Source organism: Bacillota bacterium (assembly GCA_030705925.1).
Classification (GTDB): domain Bacteria; phylum Bacillota; class Clostridia; order Oscillospirales; family Feifaniaceae; genus JAUZPM01.
In genome coordinates this window covers 1-19,866 of sequence record JAUZPM010000006.1, presented here as the reverse complement: position 1 = coordinate 19,866, position 19,866 = coordinate 1, and the positions used below count along the sequence as shown (strand labels likewise).

Below are 19,866 nucleotides of genomic sequence, written 5' to 3'. Positions count from 1 at the left end.
GGAGTAATGAAATATTGCGATCTTGATATCGACGAACTCAAAGAAATCGGTTCGGAATATGACAAAACTTATGTTGAAAGTGACATAGATATAGACGCCTTGGTTTCCGGTGCTGCCGCTGATAAAGACGTTATGGATAAGACCGCTGGCTCATATATAGCGATGATAAATAAAATCGCTATGGTTACTCCGGTGCCTGACAGCAAAATGGGCTTTGAAGAGGAATATAAGGAACATTTAATTTCATCTGAAACTTGCGATAGTGAGCAGAATGCAATTAAGAATGAGGAAAAAAGCCAAAAAAAGAAACATAAATTTATAGTTACCCTTCCTCCGGAAGCTGCAGAGGATGACGAAGAAGATGGTGTTTCGTTTGACGAGATGATGAAGCAATCGGCTTCTCCTCCATTTGAGGATGAGGAACTTACTGATGAAGAGGCTGAAAATTTAAGAGAAAACCTGCTGTCCGGTACTGTCAAAAGGGTGAAGAGGATTAACGATGCCGTAAATATGCCTCATCCGCTTGATGGCAAGGATTATGAAACCGTTAAAAGAACTCTCGACAGGAAAACAGGAGGGCTCAAAATCTCCCTTTTGCTGATAGCCATTTCAACCATTGCGCTTTCGTATCTGGGGCTGTCTCAAAACCTGTCTATGCTGGCTGTCCCAAGCTTCGTATCATATTCGCACAGCATAAAAGTATTCATGCTCTCAAATTTATGCCTATTAGGCGTTGTATTTCTGTGCTCCATCCCGATATTGAGGGAAGCGGTATACACAATAATTAAAAGAAAGCCCGGAGCGGCGTTTCTTATATCGACAATGCTTTTTGCGGCCCTGGCGCAGGCTGTCCTTGTTATAGTGCTTCCAGGATTTACGGCCTATTCATACAGCGCCATCCCCGCTGCGGCGATTTTCATATATCAGTATTATGAGCTTGAACTTACGAAAAAGGTAAGGATAGATTACAAGCTGATATCTTTTAAGCCTGATAAGACATGCGGTCAGCTAGTTGATATTGAAGGTCTCAGCAGGGCAGTTACAGAAAACGATGAGTCTGTGACGGCTTATGTTTCGAAAATTCCTAATATTGACTCTTGCGATTTTTTCACGAAGGCTTTTACAAAACGCAGTTACAATAGTTTTGTCACCATTGACTCCTGCATTATCTTTACGCTGGCATTTGTCTTATTTGTTGTTTCGTGTATAATCGGCACGCTTTCAGACGGGCTGACAGCTTTTATTGTGACCATCGCATTCACAGCTCCTGTCATATTAGGCGTGGTCGACAAACTGCCATTTACTACGCTGTCAAAGAAGCTAAAGCTGTCAGGCGCTTCGATTATGGGGTATGAGGCTGTCTCAAAGATGTCACAGGCTGATGCGCTTATCGTCAGCGATCTGGATATATTTCCGTCAAAGTCTCTTAAACTATGCGGCATAAAACTATATAATGGTGCCGAGATGGAAGAAGTCGTGGTGGATGTCGCAAGTATATATAACACAATAAAAAGCCCAATGACGGCAGTTATGATCGAGGTCATAAACAGCCGTATGGAGCTTTTAAAAGAGGTCAGTGAGATCGAATATCTCGATGAGAGGGGATTTTCAGCAACAGTAGATGGAAAACTGCTTCTCATCGGCAACGCGGATCTTATGGCTGTGAACCTTGTCAGGATTCCGAAAGACGGGGTCGCCGATAAGATCAAAGAGGGAGGAAAGGTGCCGCTGTTTATTGCGGTCGACGGAAGGCTTGCAGCGATCTTCTCACTTAAATATACTGAAAACCGATTTGTAAAGCGTTACCTGAAAAAGATATTGGCAACAGGCGTCAAAGTCACTGTAAAGACCTGTGACCCGAACCTTACGCAGGAATACATCTGCGAAAGATATTATCTGAACAAAAGGCTGGTTAGAGTGCTTCCATACAGGCTTATTGAAAGTGTAAACGATTTAAAGCCACAAAATGGGACGCCGCCGATTGTGACGATCACAAAGGACGTTGCATCGTATCTTCGTGCGCATGCAGCAACAATAAAGATAAAGAATCTGATATACATAAATATTCTTATTTGCATTGCCGCGCTTGTTGTCGGGGGCGCCGCCGCAGTATTTTTACAGTTTGTAGGCGGATTTAATGCGGCAACACCGCTAAGTGCATTCGTGATGGAGCTTTGGTGGGTCGTTCCGGTAGCACTTATAACAGCTTTTTCAAAAGCAGGAGTTTAAATTATATCTAATAGCAAATTTTTTCAAGAACTTCTAAAAAACAGGCAATTAGCCTGTTTTTTTGTTGCATTTTTGTTATATATAAATTATAATGTAAGCAATGTTATCACTTTGTTTGTGCAACATTGACAAATGATTTGTTGGCATTGAATAATACAATCAGAATTGGAGGTTTATCTATGAAGCAGTATCCTGTTAAGGACATTAGGAATGTTGCACTCCTTGCGCACGGGGGTGACGGAAAGACTACGCTTGCTGAGGCTATGCTCTATATTTCAAAGGGCACAGACCGTTTCGGCAAGATTTCCGAGGGAAATACTGTCGGCGATTATGATTCCGAGGAAATCAAACGTCAAATCTCCATTTCCACAACCGTCATCCCGGTTGAGTGGAAAAGCACGAAGATCAATTTGCTAGATACACCTGGTTATTTCGATTTTGTCGGCGAGGTGGTCAGCGCCACCCGTGTTGCAGACGGTGCTCTGATCCTTGTCACAGGCAAGTCCGGCGTTCAGGTCGGCACCGAGAAATCGTGGAAATTCTGCATCGATGCAGGCATTCCACGAGCATTTTTTATCTCAAAGATCGACGAGGAAAATTCTGATTTTTACAATGTCATTGAACAGTTGAAAGAGCGTTTCGGCGCTTCTGTTTGTCCTATTGAAATTCCTATGTTTGAAAATGACAAAGTAAGCGGTTATGTGAATTTGATTGAACTTAAGGCAAGAAAATATGAAAAAGGGACAGCGGTCGAGGTGCCTGTTCCCGAATCATTAAATAAAAAGATTGAGGCTCTGCGCGGTATGATAAATGAAGCCGTTGCCGAAACCAGTGAAGAGAATCTCGATAAGTTCTTTTCCGGCGAACAGTTTACGCCTGAGGAGATCATTTCGGCTCTCAAAATGGGCGTTTCGGCGGGCAGCATAACGCCGGTACTGTGCGGTTCAGCCTTCGATATGTCTGGGATAGATGATGTCCTTGATATGGTCAAAAACTTCTTCCCGTCGCCGCTTGAGGGGCGCGAGGAAAAGGCAAAGGCGGCAAACGGTGAAGAGATAGTTATAAAACCGGAAGAAAACGCCCCTCTTGCGGCACTAGTGTTTAAAACGATTGCCGACCCGTTCGTCGGGAAGATGTCATATTTCAAAGTCCTGTCGGGTGTAATGAAAGCCGACTCTACAGTGCAGAACGCAAACTCCGGCGCGCCTGAAAAAGTGGGCAAGCTCTATTTCACAAGAGGGAAGAAACAGATTGAAACCGCCGCCGTCGGTACAGGCGATATCGGCGCCGTCACAAAGCTTGCGGGGACGAACACTGGCGATACGCTATGCACTCCGTCACGCCCGGTCACTTTCGAAGGAATAGATTTTCCCGCCCCATGTTTTTCGCAGACAGTTACAACAAAGACAAAAGGTGACGACGAAAAGATATCCTTAGGGCTGCAGCGCCTGATGGAAGAGGACAGGACTTTCAAATTTAGGATTGACAAGGAAACAAAACAGCAGCTTATTTCAGGTATGGGCGACGTTCATCTTGACGTACTGGTTTCAAAGCTGAAAAATAAATTCGGAACGGTGGTTGAACTTAAGACGCCGAGAGTTCCATACAGGGAGACTATCAAAAAGAAAGTCAAGGTGGAAGGCAAACATAAAAAACAGTCGGGCGGCCACGGTCAGTACGGACACGTATGGATAGAGTTTGAACCGGGCGAGAGCGAGGGGCTTACTTTTACCGAAAGCGTATTCGGCGGCGCTGTGCCGAGAAACTTCTTCCCCGCTGTAGAGAAGGGACTGCAGGAGTGCATAAGCAAAGGTGTGCTTGCGGGATACCCTGTTGTACATTTGAAAGCTACGTTGGTAGACGGCTCTTACCATCCGGTCGATTCCTCAGAAATGGCGTTTAAAGTTGCGGCCTCTCTTGCCTATAAAACAGGGCTGACACAGGCATCACCTATACTACTTGAGCCGATCGGCAACCTTAAGGTCTTCATTCCGGAATCCTACATGGGTGACATAATCGGTGATATAAACAAACGCCGTGGCAGGATTCTAGGCATGAATCCGTCCGGCGATGGGATGCAGACGGTAGAAGCCGAGGTGCCTTCGGCAGAAATGAACAGCTATGCGATAGATCTTCGATCTATGACCGGAGGCAGAGGCTCATTTTCATTCAAGTTTGAAAGGTATGAGGAAGCTCCGGCAAATGTTGCACAAAAAGTTATAGAGGACACAAAGGCAAGGGCAGCTGCCGAGAACAACGAAGAGAAGTAATCTTTTTATACCTGCGGCTTAAGAGCAGATTATGGTCTTAAGCCGCAGTTTTATATTAAATAGCTTGCAGATATAATAAAAAAGATATAAAATGTACGCATGATAATAATTGGAAAGGGAAACTAAATGGAATCCGTTATAATAACGGCTGACGATTACGGTATGTCTCCGGCGGTGAATAAGGCTATAGAGGCATGCGCGAAATCTGGCGCTGTTACATCGACGAACGTTATGGTGAATTTGGGATACTATGAGAGTGCCGCAGAGCTTAAAAATAAGTATCGCGGTATTTCTATCGGGATTCACTTTTGCCTTACGACAGGAAAGGCTCTTCTGCCGCACAGAGAGATTCCCACTCTCACAGAGGATGATGGCTCTTTTTTTACCCTTTCGGAATTAAATGCTCGGCTTAAGAGGGGGAGCGTCGATAAAAAGGATGCTGTAAAGGAGCTGACCGCTCAGTACGATAGGTTCAGGGAAGTCGTGGGACAGCCGGACTATTGGTGTTCTCACGAACATGTGCACGTAGCTCCCGGGCTGTTTTATACTATTTCGGAGCTTTCACAGCATTTTTGCATCAGCGCGATGAGAAATAACAGAAAAATATTTGTAGGGGGAAAACCCGCAGCTCTCTCAAGGGCAAAATCCGCAGTATTGGGGCTTATGGCGGGGGTAGAAAAGAGAAAAGGGGTTTGGATGCCCGACGGGCTTTTGACCTTTGTTAATAAAGAAGACAAGCTTAATTTAGATGCATATAAAGGTATTAACCAGGGCGGATATCGTTTTGCCGAGCTTATGATACACCCTGCGACTGAAATAGACAGTCTATATTTTGGAAAGCTTTCTGAAATGAGATTTTCAGAGTATAAGTTTTTTTCCGACCCTCTTTTGCCGCAAAAGCTTCAAAGCTTTGGAGTCAAACTCAGTAATTTTGAAGGAGAAGGCAGCTGATGTCTTTTTTAAAAAAAGTGTTTGTAAAAGCGCCCTTTTTTGTAAAAAGGATCTTTATAAATGCAGAGGCGGTAAGACGGGACTATTTCCGCCGCTATGGCGATTATAACGAGCTTTTAAAAAACGCTGATATTAATTACATAATGACTTCGGGATATAATGTGGAGAAAGAAGAACTTTTCAGAAAACTTATTGAGAATGCGTCTTTGCACGTGCCCAAATACCGTAATTGCACTGCTTTAAGCCTTTCTGAAATAGGAAAGCTGCCGCTTTTACATAAAAGTGATATAAGAGAACACTATGATGAATATTTATCTGATAAGATAGATAAAAAAACCTGTTTCAAAGGCATAACAAGCGGCTCGACAGGAACAGCAGTTTCATATTACCGTGACAGGGAAAGCGTAAGGCTAAGCCAGCTTTACGCTGAAAAACTGCTTGAGTTTGCAGGATTAAGACAGGGGGACAGGCGAGCCCGCATATCCGGTGTAAGCCTAATCCCGTTTGAATGTGAAAAACCGCCCTTTTGGGTCTATATAGATAGATATAAACAGCTTCAGATGTCGGCATACCATATTAAATCAGGCAATGCTGGCAAATACATTAACGCTATGAGGCGTTATAATGTGACTTTCGGCACAGGATACGCGACAGCGTGGCTTTTCCTTGCTGAATACGTGTTAAAAGAGAATCTGACCGTGCCAAAACTCTCTGCAATCGTTACAGACAGCGAGGGTATCACGCAAAGCCAACAGGAAAAAGTAGAAAAAGCATTTAACTGCCCTGTTTATCAGACATATGGCCTGTCCGAAACGGGACAGCTTGCTTTTCAGTGCAGACACGGAAGTTATCATATCGTTCCATCCGTGTGCCATATAGAGATTCTTGACAGTGACGGGAAGCCTGCCCCTAAGGGAACGCTCGGCGAGATAGCTGTCACAAGTCTTATTGCAAATGATACGCCGGTGATCAGGTATCTTACGGGAGACCTCGGGGTAATGGGGAAAGAGCCATGTGCTTGTGGATGGAATACCGATTATCTTGAACATATAGAGGGACGGGTGGACGATTATATCCTGACTCCCGACGGGCGCAGGATAGGGCGTCTTTCACATATTGCTAAAACTATGAAGGGTGTGCTGCAAAGCCAGATCGTTCAGACAGCGCCGGACAGCGTTGTGATACGCGTTGTTCAGGATAGAGATTTTGACGAAAGCTCGATGGAGGAAACGGTTAAAAACGCGGCAGCGTATCTTGGCAATATGAAAGTAAGATGGGAAAATACAAACGAGCTTGAACGGACTAAAAACGGCAAGGTTCGATTTGTCATAAGAAAAATATAAGGAGAACAGTATGGCAAAAGTCCAGGTTTTAGTTGCCGCTATGAACGAAAGTGAAGATGACGCTTTATATTCCCGAATGCGTCTCACGACTGACGCAGTGATCGCGAATCAGTGCGGGAAATGCGGAAAAACTGAGCTAAAGGTAATTGATAATGAGCTTGTTATTATTTCGACTGAGCAGAAGGGCGTAGGCAGAAACCGCAATACGGCACTTTCATATGCAACGGGGGATATCCTTGTTTTCGCCGACGAGGATATGGTATACGAGGATTCGTATGACAGCATGATTAAAAAGGCGTTTGAAGAACTGCCGGATGCAGACTGCATCATTTTTGACATTAAAAATGACAACCCAAGAGGAGTTGAAGCACCAAACGTAAACAAGATACGCAGGCTTCATATCTTCAATTCCATGAAGTTCGGGGCGGCTCGTCTTGCCGTAAGGCGAAACAGTCTCTGTCGGGCAAACGTATGGTTCAGCCTTTTGTTTGGAGGAGGCGCACGATACGGTTCAGGCGAGGATTCCATATTTATTGCTGACTGCATAAGAAAAGGGCTAAAAATCTATACATACCCTGCTCTTATTGCTACTGTAAATCAGGAGGATTCAACCTGGTTCACAGGCATAAACGACAGTTATTTTTACGATAAAGGCGCACTTTTGGCGGCGATATTTCCAAAGCTTATGTTTATTATGTCATGGGTTTTCGCCTTCAGATTTAAAAAGTCAGCGGATGAGTTCAGTGTATTTAAAATACATAAATTGCTGAAAAACGGTATGCGCGGTTTTAAGAAATTATAAATAGGAGTGCTCGTTATGGAAAATATCCTAGTCAGCGTAATTATTCCTACATATAAACGGGCGGAATTTCTGCAGCGGGCTATAAACAGTGTGCTTGCTCAGACGTATAAAAATGTAGAGATATTAGTCGTAGACGACAATGGAAACGGCACCCCTTACCGTAAAGAGACTGAAAAATTTATAAGCAAGCTGTATGCAGATAATGACAAGATAAAATATATTAAAAATGAAAATAATATCGGCGGTTCTTATACAAGAAACCGGGGCGCGGAAGAATCGACCGGGGATTATATATGCTTTCTTGACGACGACGATATTATTGCACCAAAAAAAATCGAAGATCAGCTTAAATATATGGTTGAAAACGATCTTGACTTGTCTTTTACAGACGCTAAAATATGCAACCAGGACGGTCATATAGTGGACGTACGGGATCATAGCAGATATGTTAAAAGCCTTGATAATGAGTCACTTTTAAAATATCATTTGCTTTATCATCTTGCCCTTACAGATTCATATATGTTTAAAAGAGACGGTTTTTTCCGCACGGGCGGGTTTGAAAACAGGTTTGCCTCACAGGAATATATGCTTATGCTAAATGCTATTGAAAGGAATCTTAAGATCGGATATTTAAGGGGGATGTACGCTATCCAATATCTGCATGAGGGTGAACGGATATCGTCGTCACGAAATAGGGCGAAGTTTGATAAGGATTTGTATAATATTAAAAAACAATACTTTTATATTCTTTCAAATAGGGAAAGACGTTTTATCCGCTTTCGTTATCATGCCGCACTGCTTGCCTATAATATCAGGAGAGGCAGGCTTATAAATGCTTGTGCACACGGTTTAGCGGCGTTTTTTATTTCACCGGTATACTTTTTCCGAGAGTCCGGTTCCATGTTTTTGAGAGTGAAAAGGCTGAATGCCACGGGTGACGGAAATGGTGGATTATGACCTGCTTGCGCTGGGCGGACTATACCCAAAGGGACACGAGGAAGAGGTCTTAAGAAAGACCGTATATGGATTGCAGTTTGCCTCTAACGCGCATCTTTGGAACATTATAAACGGTCTTGACAGCGTTTTGGACAGGCCTGTTAGTATCCTGAATATGCTGCCTGTCGGCTCGTATCCAAAGCGCTATCGCGATATGTATATTAAGGAATACGCGTTTTCTCATGCGGAGGGAGCGAGGGATTTAAACGCGGGTTATTTGAATATCACAGTGGTAAAAAAGCTGTCGAGGATGCTTGCAGTTCGAAAGCATATAAAAAGATGGCTCAAAAAAGATGACGGAAAAAAAAAGGTGCTTATAATCTATGCTGTTGTAAGCGAATATCTGGCGGCTGCAAAAATGATAAAAAAACTGCATCATAAGGTGCATGTGTGCCTTATAGTGCCAGATCTTCCGGCTTTCACAGACGTCGACAAGAGCCAGGGCGTTATTCTAAACAAAATGGCGGAATATAAAACAAATAACGCTTTTCGTAAAATCAAATATATAGACAGCTTTGTTCTTCTGACAGAAAGTATGCACGATTATTTTGGCATAACTAAGCCATATATTGTAATAGAAGGCATTACCGACGGAGCTTTAAGAAATGTTCACGAGATAGAATCTGATGAATTAAAAACTATTGTATATACGGGAACGCTTGCAAAAAAGTTTGGGATAATGGAGCTTTTGAATGCTTTTTCGAAGCTTGATGGAGAGAAGTTCAGGCTTGCCATATGCGGAGACGGAGAGGCAAGACAGGACATTTTGCGTTATGCTGAAAGCGATGACAGGATTCGTTTTCTTGGGGCAGTTTCAAGGGAAGAGGCGCTTAAAGTGCAGCGGGAGGCGACACTTCTTGTAAACCCGCGAAGGGGAGACGAAGATTTCACAAAATACTCTTTTCCTTCAAAGCTTATCGAGTATATGGCGGCGGCAAGACCTGTTATCTGCTTTAAATTGCCGGGTATACCGGCGGAATATGATGATTATCTGTGTTATTTCGAAGGGGAAACGCCGGATAAAATGGCTGAAAGTATGAAGCGGATATTAAATAAGAGCAGAAGCGAGCTTGACGATATAGGTAAGAAAAATTATAAGTTCGTTTCGGAAAATAAAAACGTACATATTCAGGCACAAAAAATAATTGATATGATTTCAAAGGCGGAGGGATGATGAAAAAGAAGATTCTGATTGCAAGCTATCCGCTTGAAGCGGGTGGAACAACAACGAGCCTTTTGTCACTTTTAAATGAAATAGATTATGAACGATATGACGTCGACCTGCTTCTGCTTAAGAAAAAGGGTGAATTTCTCGACCGAGTGCCAAAGGAAGTCAACATTCTTGAACAGGCGCTTCCAGTCTTGCCGAAAATAATTGATAAACTATACAAATTGTTGGTGTTTCTGATAAAGGGCGTTTTCTTTAAATATGTTTACTACAGTGTAAAAAATGATAACCATCATCTCATCAAATTTCAGATTTTATCCACACAGGGATGGGGCGCGGTTTCTCGAAAACTTAATATGCATTATGACACCGCAATAGGATTTATGGAGGGCTGGCCCGATTTTTATATTGCGAAAAAGGTGAATGCTGACAAAAAGTTCGCATGGGTGCACGTCGAATATGCAAAATCAGGGCTTGATCCGCGCATCGATAGAGGTGTGTTTGAAAAAGCGGACAGTATAGTACTTGTTTCACCATTCTGTAAAAGCAGTTTTGACATTTGCTTCCCTGAGTTTGCCAGTAAATCAGTGATTATGGAAAATATCATATCTCCTAATGTTATCCGGAAATTGGCAGATGAACCGGTTGATTTTGATACTGACCCCGCGGCTCTTACTCTCATAACCGTTGCACGGCTTCGCAATGAACATAAAGGGCTTGACCGCGCTGTAAATGCACTTGCAAATCTGCGGAGAATTGGTTACAATGTAAAATGGTATATCATTGGAGAGGGAGAGGACAGACAAGCGCTTGAGGATGCTGCAGCAAATAGCGGCATAGAGGATTATTTTATCCTTTTGGGCGGACGAAAAAACCCTTATCCATACATTAAAAAAGCAGATGCATTTGTTTTGCCATCGAGATATGAGGGAAAGCCTATGGCTGTCACAGAGGCACAGATTTTGGGTATTCCCGTTATTGCCACAGCGTATGGCTCGGCACATGAGCAGATCGAGGACAATGTTAACGGGCTTGTTGTCGAAAATAACGACGGCGCGATTTATGACGCTATAAAAAAGGTGCTTGATAAAAAAGTCGATTTGGCGGTATTTGCAGAAAATCTTAAAAAGGGAAACTTTGATAACAAAGATGCTGTTTTAAAATTTTACAGACTTATCGACGAATAAAGAGAAAGAATTGCGGAATATAATTGAGGTGTTATTATTGGGCAATGTGATGACGAGCAGTGCGAAAACGCTTACTAGCGTATCGTCACGCCAAAAGCTTCAAAAACAGGATATTCCGCTTTGCGCAGCGGTTGGGCTGATGTTCCTGCTTGCTTTGCTGCCATCATTTAATGTTTACATAACTTTTGTATTAGCACCGATAATATTATGGCTCCTATTTACCAGTGATGACTATTATGCTCTGCTGCCGATATTCCTTTTTTTCTCGGAGCAGCTTATACTTACTGTAAACAATCCAATATTCAGGATATATTCATACCTCTTTTTTGCAAAATTTATTATATCAAAAAAGAAAGTTGACATAAATCCAATATTGCTCCCAACGGTGCTTGTAATAGTCCTCTATTCCGCATTTGCGCTTATGCACGCGGATACTTCTATAATAATAAAAAACTATCTTTTAAAAAATCTCAAGCCGCCCTCTAACTTTATGATAAATTTCAGGCTTGTTTTTAAAACAATGGTAGACATGACGTTTATCATGCTTATGGCTCAGATTTTAAAGGCAAACAGGAAGCTTTCAGACAGATTTTTTATCGTTTGGGTGCTTGCGGCGGTGGCATCTGGAATTTACGGATTTACCGCACATAATATATTCGATTACAACATGGGATTCAGCTCGAATACCGGTGCTGAAATTTCGGTTGTTCGATATAACGGCAGTTTCAACGATCCTAATTACATGTGCTTATTTATGACGAGCGCAATATTCGCGGTCGTGACGCTGGATGTTTTTAAGAAACGATATTTGAAGTATTCTTTGTTAGCTATACTTTACTTTTTCGTCTTGGCCTCGGGAAGTCTGACTGCTATTATCGTAAACATACTTGCCTGGGCGGTTTATATAATTTTGAAATATAAGAAAGCATCGATATTAATTCTGCTTGTTGCCGCTGTTGCGGGGCTTGGCACCTTTTTTACTGTTACGCATGCGCCAGTTTTGAAAAATCTTTCAGTTGTTCAAAACCTTGAAGAGCGTGTCAACCGTCAGTTCAAATCCGGAATAGAAAATTCAAGCGCGGATACGCTCACGAGCAACCGTTCAAAGCAATGGGAGTATTATATTAATTATTATAAAAAAGAAAACATTTACAAAAAGCTGTTCGGAGGGAATATTGTCACTTCAATGTCTCTAGATCCGGTTTTTGTTAAAGAAAACAATGCGGGCGTGCCCCATCAAGCATATCTAGGATTTCTCATTGATTTTGGGGCTGTTGGCCTCATTTTGGTTGTTGGATGCTTTATTTTGAAAAATGTAGTCTATATTTTGCATTACATACGAAGCAAGAGTGATTACATGCTGATGCTGCTAATGATAAACTTTCTTTGGGCTGTTTATGCAATGACACTTGATTATTTCGCAAACTGGAAGCTTATGTTCTGCTACTTTCTGTAATAAATAGATTTTGTTTAAGCTTAAGGCAAATAGGAGGAATAATTAGATGCTGATGAAAATATTCCGGTTCATGTGGGAAAAGAAGTGGGTTATAACGATAGGATCACTTCTGTTTTCAGTGTTGTTTATTGCATATGCATGCTTTAATACATATTTTACGGAACATATGATCGTCTCTTTCATATATCCTAATTCGGAAAAGGGATATTACCCTGATGGGAGCCGCTTTAATATCTATGACCTTGTATCAACCGAAGTTCTTGAGCGTGCGGTCAAGGAGTATAATGCAGCCTCGGGACAGAAAGAGATCTCGGTTGACGACGTTAAAAAGAATATCTCGCTTACAGATTATCTCGCAGGTTCAGTTCAGGAAAAAGTCACACAGGCAAGAAGTCTCGGACAGGATTATACATATTTTACAAATGAATATATTGTATCTATTCGTCCTACTCATGTTTTTGATATACACAACAAAAGAAAGCTTTTTGGACTGATCCCCAATATAAATAACAAGCTGTTTCTTGACAAGCTTTATGAGAGTTATTCTTATTATTTCATGAACGAACATACAGAGATGAACATAGTTCCAAGGATTACGCAGAATATACAGTATGACGATTATGATTATGTAGAGATGGCGGACATGTTCGACAAGCGTGCAAATATATGCATTAACTATCTTAATTCAAAAAACGCTGAAAACGAGGCGTATCGCTCATCCGTCACAGGAATGTCCTTTAAGGATCTGATTACAGGTTTCCAATCTCTTCGTGACGTGAACATACAGAATCTTAAGGCATTTGTATCATCAAGTAAGATCTCAAAAAACCCTGTTGATCTTATAAACAAGTATAAGACCCAGATTGAAAAGCTAATGCTTCAGTACAGCAAGGCGAAAGATGAGGCAGATATATCAAGCACAGCGATGAATCAATATGACCATACTTTTGATGAAAATATAGTTATAACCGGTATCAACGATCAGATGGGATTATACCAGGCACGACCTAAAACTGCTTATGATACGGTTACTAAGCAGGCTCTGGATGCAGGCGTGCGGGCGTCAGATATCCAGAAGGATATTGAGGATGATCAATGGCAGATACAGCAGTATGGCGATCAGTCTGCATCAGGCGACGATCAGAAACGACTGTTTTCAACGGCGGATAATATGATAACCGGAATAGAAAAAGAAAGCCAGCGCCTCATTACTCTCGCAAATAATACTGTAGATGACTATTTGAGCTATAAATCAAGCGATTATGTTAGAAAGACACATATGGGGAAGTCTTATATTAGTATGTCTGTCTTGATGAAAACCTTGATTGTATTCATAATTTCAGCACTTGCCATCTCGTTGTTTTTATATTTGTTTTTACCGGCAAGAAAGGAATTCTATGACAGAAAGGAATTTTATAGAGAAAAGGCGCGCGCATACAGCCAAACGCTGAAGTAGAAGGGAGTGAGCTTATGACATCGATTTCAATAATTGAACTTTTAGATTATATCCGAAAGCACGTTAAACTTATCATAGTAAGCTTGCTCGTGTGTGCCGTCGCAAGCCAGTTTGTCATGTTCAGACAGCAGAGGTATACAGCAACTGTATCAATAAAATATACGTTTGACGATGCTGACAAGGGGAAAAACCCGAAGGGCGGAAAGCTGGACGCGTATGAGATCATGTCGCCTATCGTTATTGAGAAGGCTATTTCAGCTTTAAGCCTGAATACAAGCGTCGAACGTATAAGAAACAGTATTACAGTTACTCCATTTATCGATGATACTACACAGGAAAAGCAAAAAGCCCTGACAGAAAAGGGAGAAGATTTTACATACTACCCTACGGAATATGCGATTTCGTTCTCTCATTCGGGTAGATTAGGAGCACAGTACGGCAAGATATTTTTGAATAAACTTCTTGAATCATATGATGATTATTTCCGCCAGACCTATACGGGTCAGCGCAAGATACAGGACGCTTTCACAAGCACTAACTATGGAAATTACGATTACATGGAGATTTGTGAATTTTTCGAAGGGCAATTTGACGAAATACAGAAAACGCTTAATGATCTCAATAAAGAAAATTCAACGTTCCGCTCTCCGAAGACTGGGCTTACATTTTCTGACTTGAATTATTATTTCTCAAATCTTCGCACCACGGATTATGACAAGTTGTATGCAAACGTGCGCATGGGGCATTTGTCTAAAGACAAAGAACTGCTTATTAAGAAATATAAATACAGGATAGAAGATCTGGAACTTAACAGCAACAAAAAGCAGGAAGAGGCAAACACTGCTTACAAAATCCTGCAAGACTTTTATAAACAGTATAATAATAATGGATCAAGCGCAAGCCAAAACAATAAAGTTGGTTCACAGCAAAACAGCGCCGCTTCACAACAAAACAGCGCCGCTTCACAGCAAAACGGCGCCGCTTCACAACAAAACGGTAATACAACTAACAACAATACGTCATCGCAGAACAATGCGGTAACTGGTAATCAGATAGTTAAAGATGAAAATTTAAACAACACTATGACAACATATGATGAGATCATGCTTCAGTATGTCGACGATGGTGTTGCGTCGTCAACCAATAAGGAGGATATAGCTTACTACAAGAGCCTAATAGACGCATATTCCGCTGATCAGATATCTGATGAAGTCAAGAAAACATATACTGACGAAGTTAGTAAGCTTATAACAAAGATAGATAAACAGGCTAAGAATTATATTGAGCTAGCAAATGCTACGCTTAGCGACTACAATACTTATAAGGGAACGCAGTATATATCATACCTGTCGCCTGTTGAAACAAAAGCGGCTTTGTCACGGAGCACTGTAACAGCGTTTGCACTTGCCGCCGGATTCTGTTTTGGCATAATACTTGCCGTTGGCATAGAACTCTTTAAGAAATTGAAAGAACAGGCTGAAATGCAAAAGAGAGTCGAAAACATCACTTTGCTTGATGAGGGAATCGTTCCGGTCGACACATCTAAACTTTCACCGATTGCAAGAAAACTGTTCGATCAGGCGGTCAATCATTTTTCAGACTTTGAGCTACATTATCAACCGATAACAGATAGCGGCGGCGTTTATGTGGGTGCCGAAGGGCTTGCACGATGGAAAGATGCCGAACTTGGCATGGTCATGCCAAGCGAATTTCTTCCTATTGCCGAAAAATATGATATTATGGCTTCACTGGGAGAATGGATCTTACGTAAGGCATGCGTACAGTGCAAACAGTGGAATGAAAATGGAATGCCGGATTTCTGGGTTAGCATCAATTTCAGTTTGAGCCAGATAAGCGGACCTATGTTTATGGATGGCATTTTTAAGGCACTGAACGAGACCCATGTCGATGCGAAAAATATTATTCTCGAAATATCGAACTGCGGTGAAATTGACAATGTTGAAGAGGTTGCTAAAAAATTCACTGCACTAAAAACTGTAGGAGTCAGGGTTTCTATTGATAATTTCGGCGAAGTTGCGTCTTCGGTGGATTCACTTAGCAAACTGCCTGTCGATCTTGTTAAGATATCAAGGGAAAGCGTCAGCAATATGATGAAAAACTATGGCAGTCTTAATTTTATTTCAAATATAGTAAATATGGCGAATCTCATGGGCTTCAAGGTATGTGCCGAGGGTGTTGAAGAAAAGACACAGGCAGATAAACTGACTGAACTTGGCGTTGATTATCTGCAGGGCTATTATTTTGGCAGACCTATGAGCAATTTACAGCTGGAGGCGAAGAATAATAACAAGGCGGCTGTGACGGTATAACAGGGGGAACAATATGTTAAAAGCGGTTAAATCCATATTAAAATTTATTTTGCTTTATATCCTGATGACTGCGGTGATAATTACTTCTTTGGTTTTTTACATCCGTTTCGACGACAAGACAATCGACGTCACAAATTATGAGATCTATTCTCAAAAGCTGCCGCCTTCGTTTGAAGGCTATAAGATAATGCTGTTATCTGATTACCACGACGCCTATTACTATGAAAAGGTTGCAGATAAAATAAAAAAGTCTCACCCAGACGTGATATTTTTACTGGGCGATATGTGCAACAATGGCGACAAAGGTACGGCAAATACTGAAAAGCTTCTCGGACTTATACAGAACACTGCTCCGATTTACGGCATAACGGGCAACCATGAGGAATATGCAACGAAGGTGCAAAGCCTTCTTGATAAATTCAGGAAGTATAATGTCAAATATCTCTTAGGAGAATCGGCCGAGCTGACTAAGGGAAACAGCAGCATTCTTGTGTATGGTTTGAGAGATACATATTTAAGCGATCAGGAGATCGAAAACGATCCAAATTGGCTTAAAAACAATATGGATGCGCTTTCGAAGAATCTTAACACCAACCGTTTCAATATTCTGCTTATGCATAGGGCGAGCCTTTTCCCAGAGATCACGAGTTACGGTTATGACGCTGTATTTTCAGGTCATATGCACGGGGGCATCATCCGCCTACCTTTTGTAGGCGGACTCGTAAGCGAATCTGGAACCAGATTTTTTCCTGAATACACAAAGGGTCTTTATACTAAAGGCAGCACAAAAATGGTCGTGAGCCGGGGACTTGATTATGATAAATCAAGAGTCCGTATCTTCAATGGGCCGGAACTTGTGCTTGTCACTTTACGCAAATAAAAATCGGCGGGCTGCCCGTCTTATAAAGCAGCAACTGCGATACTAGACATAAGCTTAAAAAAACCAGCCTTAAAGGAGGCTTATGAAGTTTGCGCTGTTAATGGAGTCTTAATATGCCGACTGTCAGCATAATCGTCCCCGTTTACAATATCGAGGAATATATTGGAGCATGTGTTCGAAGTCTACTTAGTGAGAGCTTTCGCAATCTGGAGGTAATCCTTATCGACGACGGCTCAAATGACCGCAGCGGAAGTATATGCGACAGCTTTGCCGTGATTGATGACAGGGTCAAAGTTTTTCACAAGGAAAATGGCGGTGTAGGCAGCGCACGGAATGCGGGACTAAATCTGGCTGTTGGAGACTTTATTATTTTCCTTGACGGCGACGATATCATATATTCGGGAGCACTGCAGAAAATAATTCCCGCAGTGGCGGAACGTCATGCTGATATTACAATGTGTGATCTTTTGGCTTTCGATAACGGTACAGCAGTAATATATAAGCCTTTTAAATTTGATTTTGACACGAAGATAATGGAAGCAGGCGACTGCGCCAAGGTGCTTTCTAATTTATATAAAAACGGCAGTGTATGGAATATATCCAGAGCGGTGTATAACAGACGTTTTTTACAGACAAATTCGATATTTTTCGAAACAGACATCAATTCATGCGAAGATTTTGATTTTCATATGAAAGCTTATCAAAAAGCGCAAAGCTTTTTTGCTGTTAAAGAGCCGATTTTTTGTTACCGCAAAAAAAGAAAAGGTTCTTTAAGCACCAACAAGACGTCTCAGTTTTTTATAGATACGATTTCGACGTTGGCTAAGTGGTCGTTTTACTTGCAACAGAACTATGAATATAAAGATATTAAAATAGTTTTGAATGTAATTGCACGTACCTGCTATGGCGAAATCTCCGATGTGTTCGCATTAAAAGGCATTGACGGATTGGAAGCCGCTATTGCGACCTTGGAACAGAATAAGGACGTTTTGAGGCATGTGAACGGTATAAAAAGAAAAATTGCATGCCTGATTTACGGAACATTTGGCTTTAAAGCAGGTAAAAGGATTTACAATATGACACACTTTCTGGAGCGGGTATGAAAAATCAGCTTAAAATCGGCAGTGTGCTGACTTATTTGAATGTTTTTTTGAATATTGTCGTAAGCCTGTTTTTGTCTCCTTTGACTGTATCGTCTCTTGGACAGGCTCAGTACGGTCTTTATCAGCTTGTGTGGTCTACCGTCGGCTATATGGCTGTTATGGATTTCGGACTTACAAATTCGGTGGTGCGCTATATCGCAAAGTATCGCGAAAAACGGGACAAACGCTCTGAAGAAAATTTTCTTTCGATGGTTTTCATAATTTACGGCGTTATTACACTGATTGTTCTGGCGGCGGGGGCGGCGCTTTATTTTAATCTTCAGAATATATTCGCAAGGTCGCTTAGCACTGGTGAGATCACTCTTGCAAGGCGGCTTTTTGTAATAATGCTTTTCAATATGACGATGCAGATCATATTGAACGTGTTTCCGGCAGTTATCAATGCCTATGAGCGTTTCATGTTTCAGCGCTCGCTGACTATTGTAAGGTTGATCTTGAGGACAGCTTTGCTTACAGTATTGCTGCTGTCGGGATTTCAGAGCATGGCTATCGCGCTTATGGACACGTCTTTTACGGTTATTTTCTTTGTTATTCAGATAGTCTATGTGTTTATAGTTTTAAAGGTGAGGGTAAGACTTAACAGTTTTGATACCGCATTTTTTAAAGAAGTGTTTTCCTACTCGTTTTTCGTTTTCTTAGCGATGATAGTCGATCAGGTCAACTGGAAAGTCGATCAGTTTATTATTGGTCAGCGCCTTGGCGCCTCTGATGTTGCCGTTTATTCAATTGCGCTTCAATTCCCTTACTATTACATGTCGTTTGCGGGGGCTATCTCGGGAGTTTTCCTGCCGGCAGCGTCAAAAATGGCGGCGCGCGGTGATGACGACGACAGGTTCACTGATCTTATGATAAAAACGGGCAGGGCACAGTGGTTTGTTCTCGGTATCATTCTTCTAGGATTCATGGCGTTTGGAAAACAGTTTTTACTTTTATGGATGGGTGATAACTTCGCACAGGGTTATCCTATCGCACTAATGCTGATGCTTGCGCTGACAATACCGCTTTTTCAATCTGTCGGCATCTCAGTCCAACAGGCAAAAAGAAAGCATGCATTCCGCTCGTACGTTCTGCTTGCTATGGCTGTAATTAACGTGATACTGACTTATATTTTTGTAGGAATGTTCGGAATGATTGGTGCCGCGGTCGGTACGGTGATATCCTTCATTCTCGGAAACATCGTTGCAATGAATGTGTACTATAAAAAAGCCCTCAATATCGATTTAAAGAGATTTTTTACGTCGATATCAAAAGGCATGCTTATGGCTTCAGTTATAACAGTGCTGATAGGCATTGTGATAAACATGCTGCCAGTAGGCGGATGGGTCGGTCTTGGAATAAAAATTGCGATTTTTGCACTTACCTATCTTTATGTCTTCGGGATTGTCGGACTTGATAAATATGAAAAAGAGCAATATCTAGGCGGAATTAAGAGGGCTTTGAAACGATGAATGTTCTAGTTAGAGCTTACACCATTTTAAACGCGGGCGATGACCTGTATCTGCATACGCTCTTTAGACGTTATCCAGAGTGTTATTTTACGGTTGTGATTGAAGACAACAGTTTGTTAGATGCTTACAAAAAAGCTTTTTCGGCTTATCAGAATGTAACTATGCAAAAAAGACAAATGAGTTTTTT

The 19,866-nt window shown here is 41.6% G+C and carries 15 protein-coding genes; all 15 read left to right on the top strand.

The window, feature by feature from the left end; genetic code table 11:
* Positions 1–6: 6 nt before the first annotated feature.
* Positions 7–2,229, top strand: coding sequence for a hypothetical protein (locus tag Q8865_01840; GenBank protein ID MDP4152171.1), 2,223 nt, complete (start codon positions 7–9; stop codon positions 2,227–2,229).
* A gap of 179 nt (positions 2,230–2,408) precedes the next feature.
* Positions 2,409–4,499 (top strand): elongation factor G, encoded by a 2,091-nt coding sequence (fusA, locus tag Q8865_01835; protein MDP4152170.1) that lies wholly within the window; start codon positions 2,409–2,411, stop codon positions 4,497–4,499.
* A 126-nt stretch (positions 4,500–4,625) separates the two neighbouring features.
* Entirely contained in the window at positions 4,626–5,450 is an 825-nt protein-coding gene (locus Q8865_01830) for a ChbG/HpnK family deacetylase (protein MDP4152169.1), read from the top strand.
* On the top strand, positions 5,450–6,793 hold the full coding sequence (locus tag Q8865_01825; protein MDP4152168.1) for an AMP-binding protein: 1,344 nt from the start codon (positions 5,450–5,452) through the stop codon (positions 6,791–6,793). Before Q8865_01830 ends, Q8865_01825 begins: the two co-directional genes overlap by 1 nt.
* Before the next feature lie 10 nt (positions 6,794–6,803).
* Complete coding sequence (locus tag Q8865_01820; GenBank protein ID MDP4152167.1) at positions 6,804–7,595, top strand: glycosyltransferase family 2 protein; 792 nt, start codon at positions 6,804–6,806, stop codon at positions 7,593–7,595.
* Positions 7,596–7,610: 15 nt separating this feature from the next.
* Positions 7,611–8,552, top strand: a complete 942-nt coding sequence (locus tag Q8865_01815; protein MDP4152166.1) for a glycosyltransferase family 2 protein — start codon at positions 7,611–7,613, stop codon at positions 8,550–8,552.
* Complete coding sequence (locus Q8865_01810; GenBank protein ID MDP4152165.1) at positions 8,539–9,765, top strand: glycosyltransferase; 1,227 nt, start codon at positions 8,539–8,541, stop codon at positions 9,763–9,765. Before Q8865_01815 ends, Q8865_01810 begins: the two co-directional genes overlap by 14 nt.
* Entirely contained in the window at positions 9,765–10,946 is a 1,182-nt protein-coding gene (locus tag Q8865_01805; GenBank protein MDP4152164.1) for a glycosyltransferase, read from the top strand. The genes Q8865_01810 and Q8865_01805 overlap by 1 nt, the downstream gene beginning before the upstream one ends.
* 46 nt (positions 10,947–10,992) lie before the next feature.
* On the top strand, positions 10,993–12,402 hold the full coding sequence (locus Q8865_01800) for an O-antigen ligase family protein (protein MDP4152163.1): 1,410 nt from the start codon (positions 10,993–10,995) through the stop codon (positions 12,400–12,402).
* Between the two features lie 46 nt (positions 12,403–12,448).
* Positions 12,449–13,858, top strand: coding sequence for a hypothetical protein (locus tag Q8865_01795; protein ID MDP4152162.1), 1,410 nt, complete (start codon positions 12,449–12,451; stop codon positions 13,856–13,858).
* A 14-nt stretch (positions 13,859–13,872) separates the two neighbouring features.
* Entirely contained in the window at positions 13,873–16,188 is a 2,316-nt protein-coding gene (locus Q8865_01790) for an EAL domain-containing protein (protein MDP4152161.1), read from the top strand.
* Between the two features lie 13 nt (positions 16,189–16,201).
* Entirely contained in the window at positions 16,202–17,068 is an 867-nt protein-coding gene (locus Q8865_01785) for a metallophosphoesterase (protein MDP4152160.1), read from the top strand.
* Between the two features lie 113 nt (positions 17,069–17,181).
* Complete coding sequence (locus tag Q8865_01780) at positions 17,182–18,171, top strand: glycosyltransferase family 2 protein (protein ID MDP4152159.1); 990 nt, start codon at positions 17,182–17,184, stop codon at positions 18,169–18,171.
* Complete coding sequence (locus Q8865_01775; protein MDP4152158.1) at positions 18,168–19,679, top strand: oligosaccharide flippase family protein; 1,512 nt, start codon at positions 18,168–18,170, stop codon at positions 19,677–19,679. The genes Q8865_01780 and Q8865_01775 overlap by 4 nt, the downstream gene beginning before the upstream one ends.
* Positions 19,676–19,866: hypothetical protein (locus Q8865_01770; protein MDP4152157.1), on the top strand; the 191-nt coding region annotated here is incomplete at its 3' end. The genes Q8865_01775 and Q8865_01770, both read left to right, overlap by 4 nt.

Coding starts and splice junctions, on each gene's coding strand:
- Q8865_01840 (MDP4152171.1), top strand. CDS start 7: ATGAAATATTGCGATCTTGATATCGACGAACTCAAAGAAATCGGTTCG.
- fusA (MDP4152170.1), top strand. CDS start 2,409: ATGAAGCAGTATCCTGTTAAGGACATTAGGAATGTTGCACTCCTTGCG.
- Q8865_01830 (MDP4152169.1), top strand. CDS start 4,626: ATGGAATCCGTTATAATAACGGCTGACGATTACGGTATGTCTCCGGCG.
- Q8865_01825 (MDP4152168.1), top strand. CDS start 5,450: ATGTCTTTTTTAAAAAAAGTGTTTGTAAAAGCGCCCTTTTTTGTAAAA.
- Q8865_01820 (MDP4152167.1), top strand. CDS start 6,804: ATGGCAAAAGTCCAGGTTTTAGTTGCCGCTATGAACGAAAGTGAAGAT.
- Q8865_01815 (MDP4152166.1), top strand. CDS start 7,611: ATGGAAAATATCCTAGTCAGCGTAATTATTCCTACATATAAACGGGCG.
- Q8865_01810 (MDP4152165.1), top strand. CDS start 8,539: ATGGTGGATTATGACCTGCTTGCGCTGGGCGGACTATACCCAAAGGGA.
- Q8865_01805 (MDP4152164.1), top strand. CDS start 9,765: ATGAAAAAGAAGATTCTGATTGCAAGCTATCCGCTTGAAGCGGGTGGA.
- Q8865_01795 (MDP4152162.1), top strand. CDS start 12,449: ATGCTGATGAAAATATTCCGGTTCATGTGGGAAAAGAAGTGGGTTATA.
- Q8865_01790 (MDP4152161.1), top strand. CDS start 13,873: ATGACATCGATTTCAATAATTGAACTTTTAGATTATATCCGAAAGCAC.
- Q8865_01785 (MDP4152160.1), top strand. CDS start 16,202: ATGTTAAAAGCGGTTAAATCCATATTAAAATTTATTTTGCTTTATATC.
- Q8865_01780 (MDP4152159.1), top strand. CDS start 17,182: ATGCCGACTGTCAGCATAATCGTCCCCGTTTACAATATCGAGGAATAT.
- Q8865_01775 (MDP4152158.1), top strand. CDS start 18,168: ATGAAAAATCAGCTTAAAATCGGCAGTGTGCTGACTTATTTGAATGTT.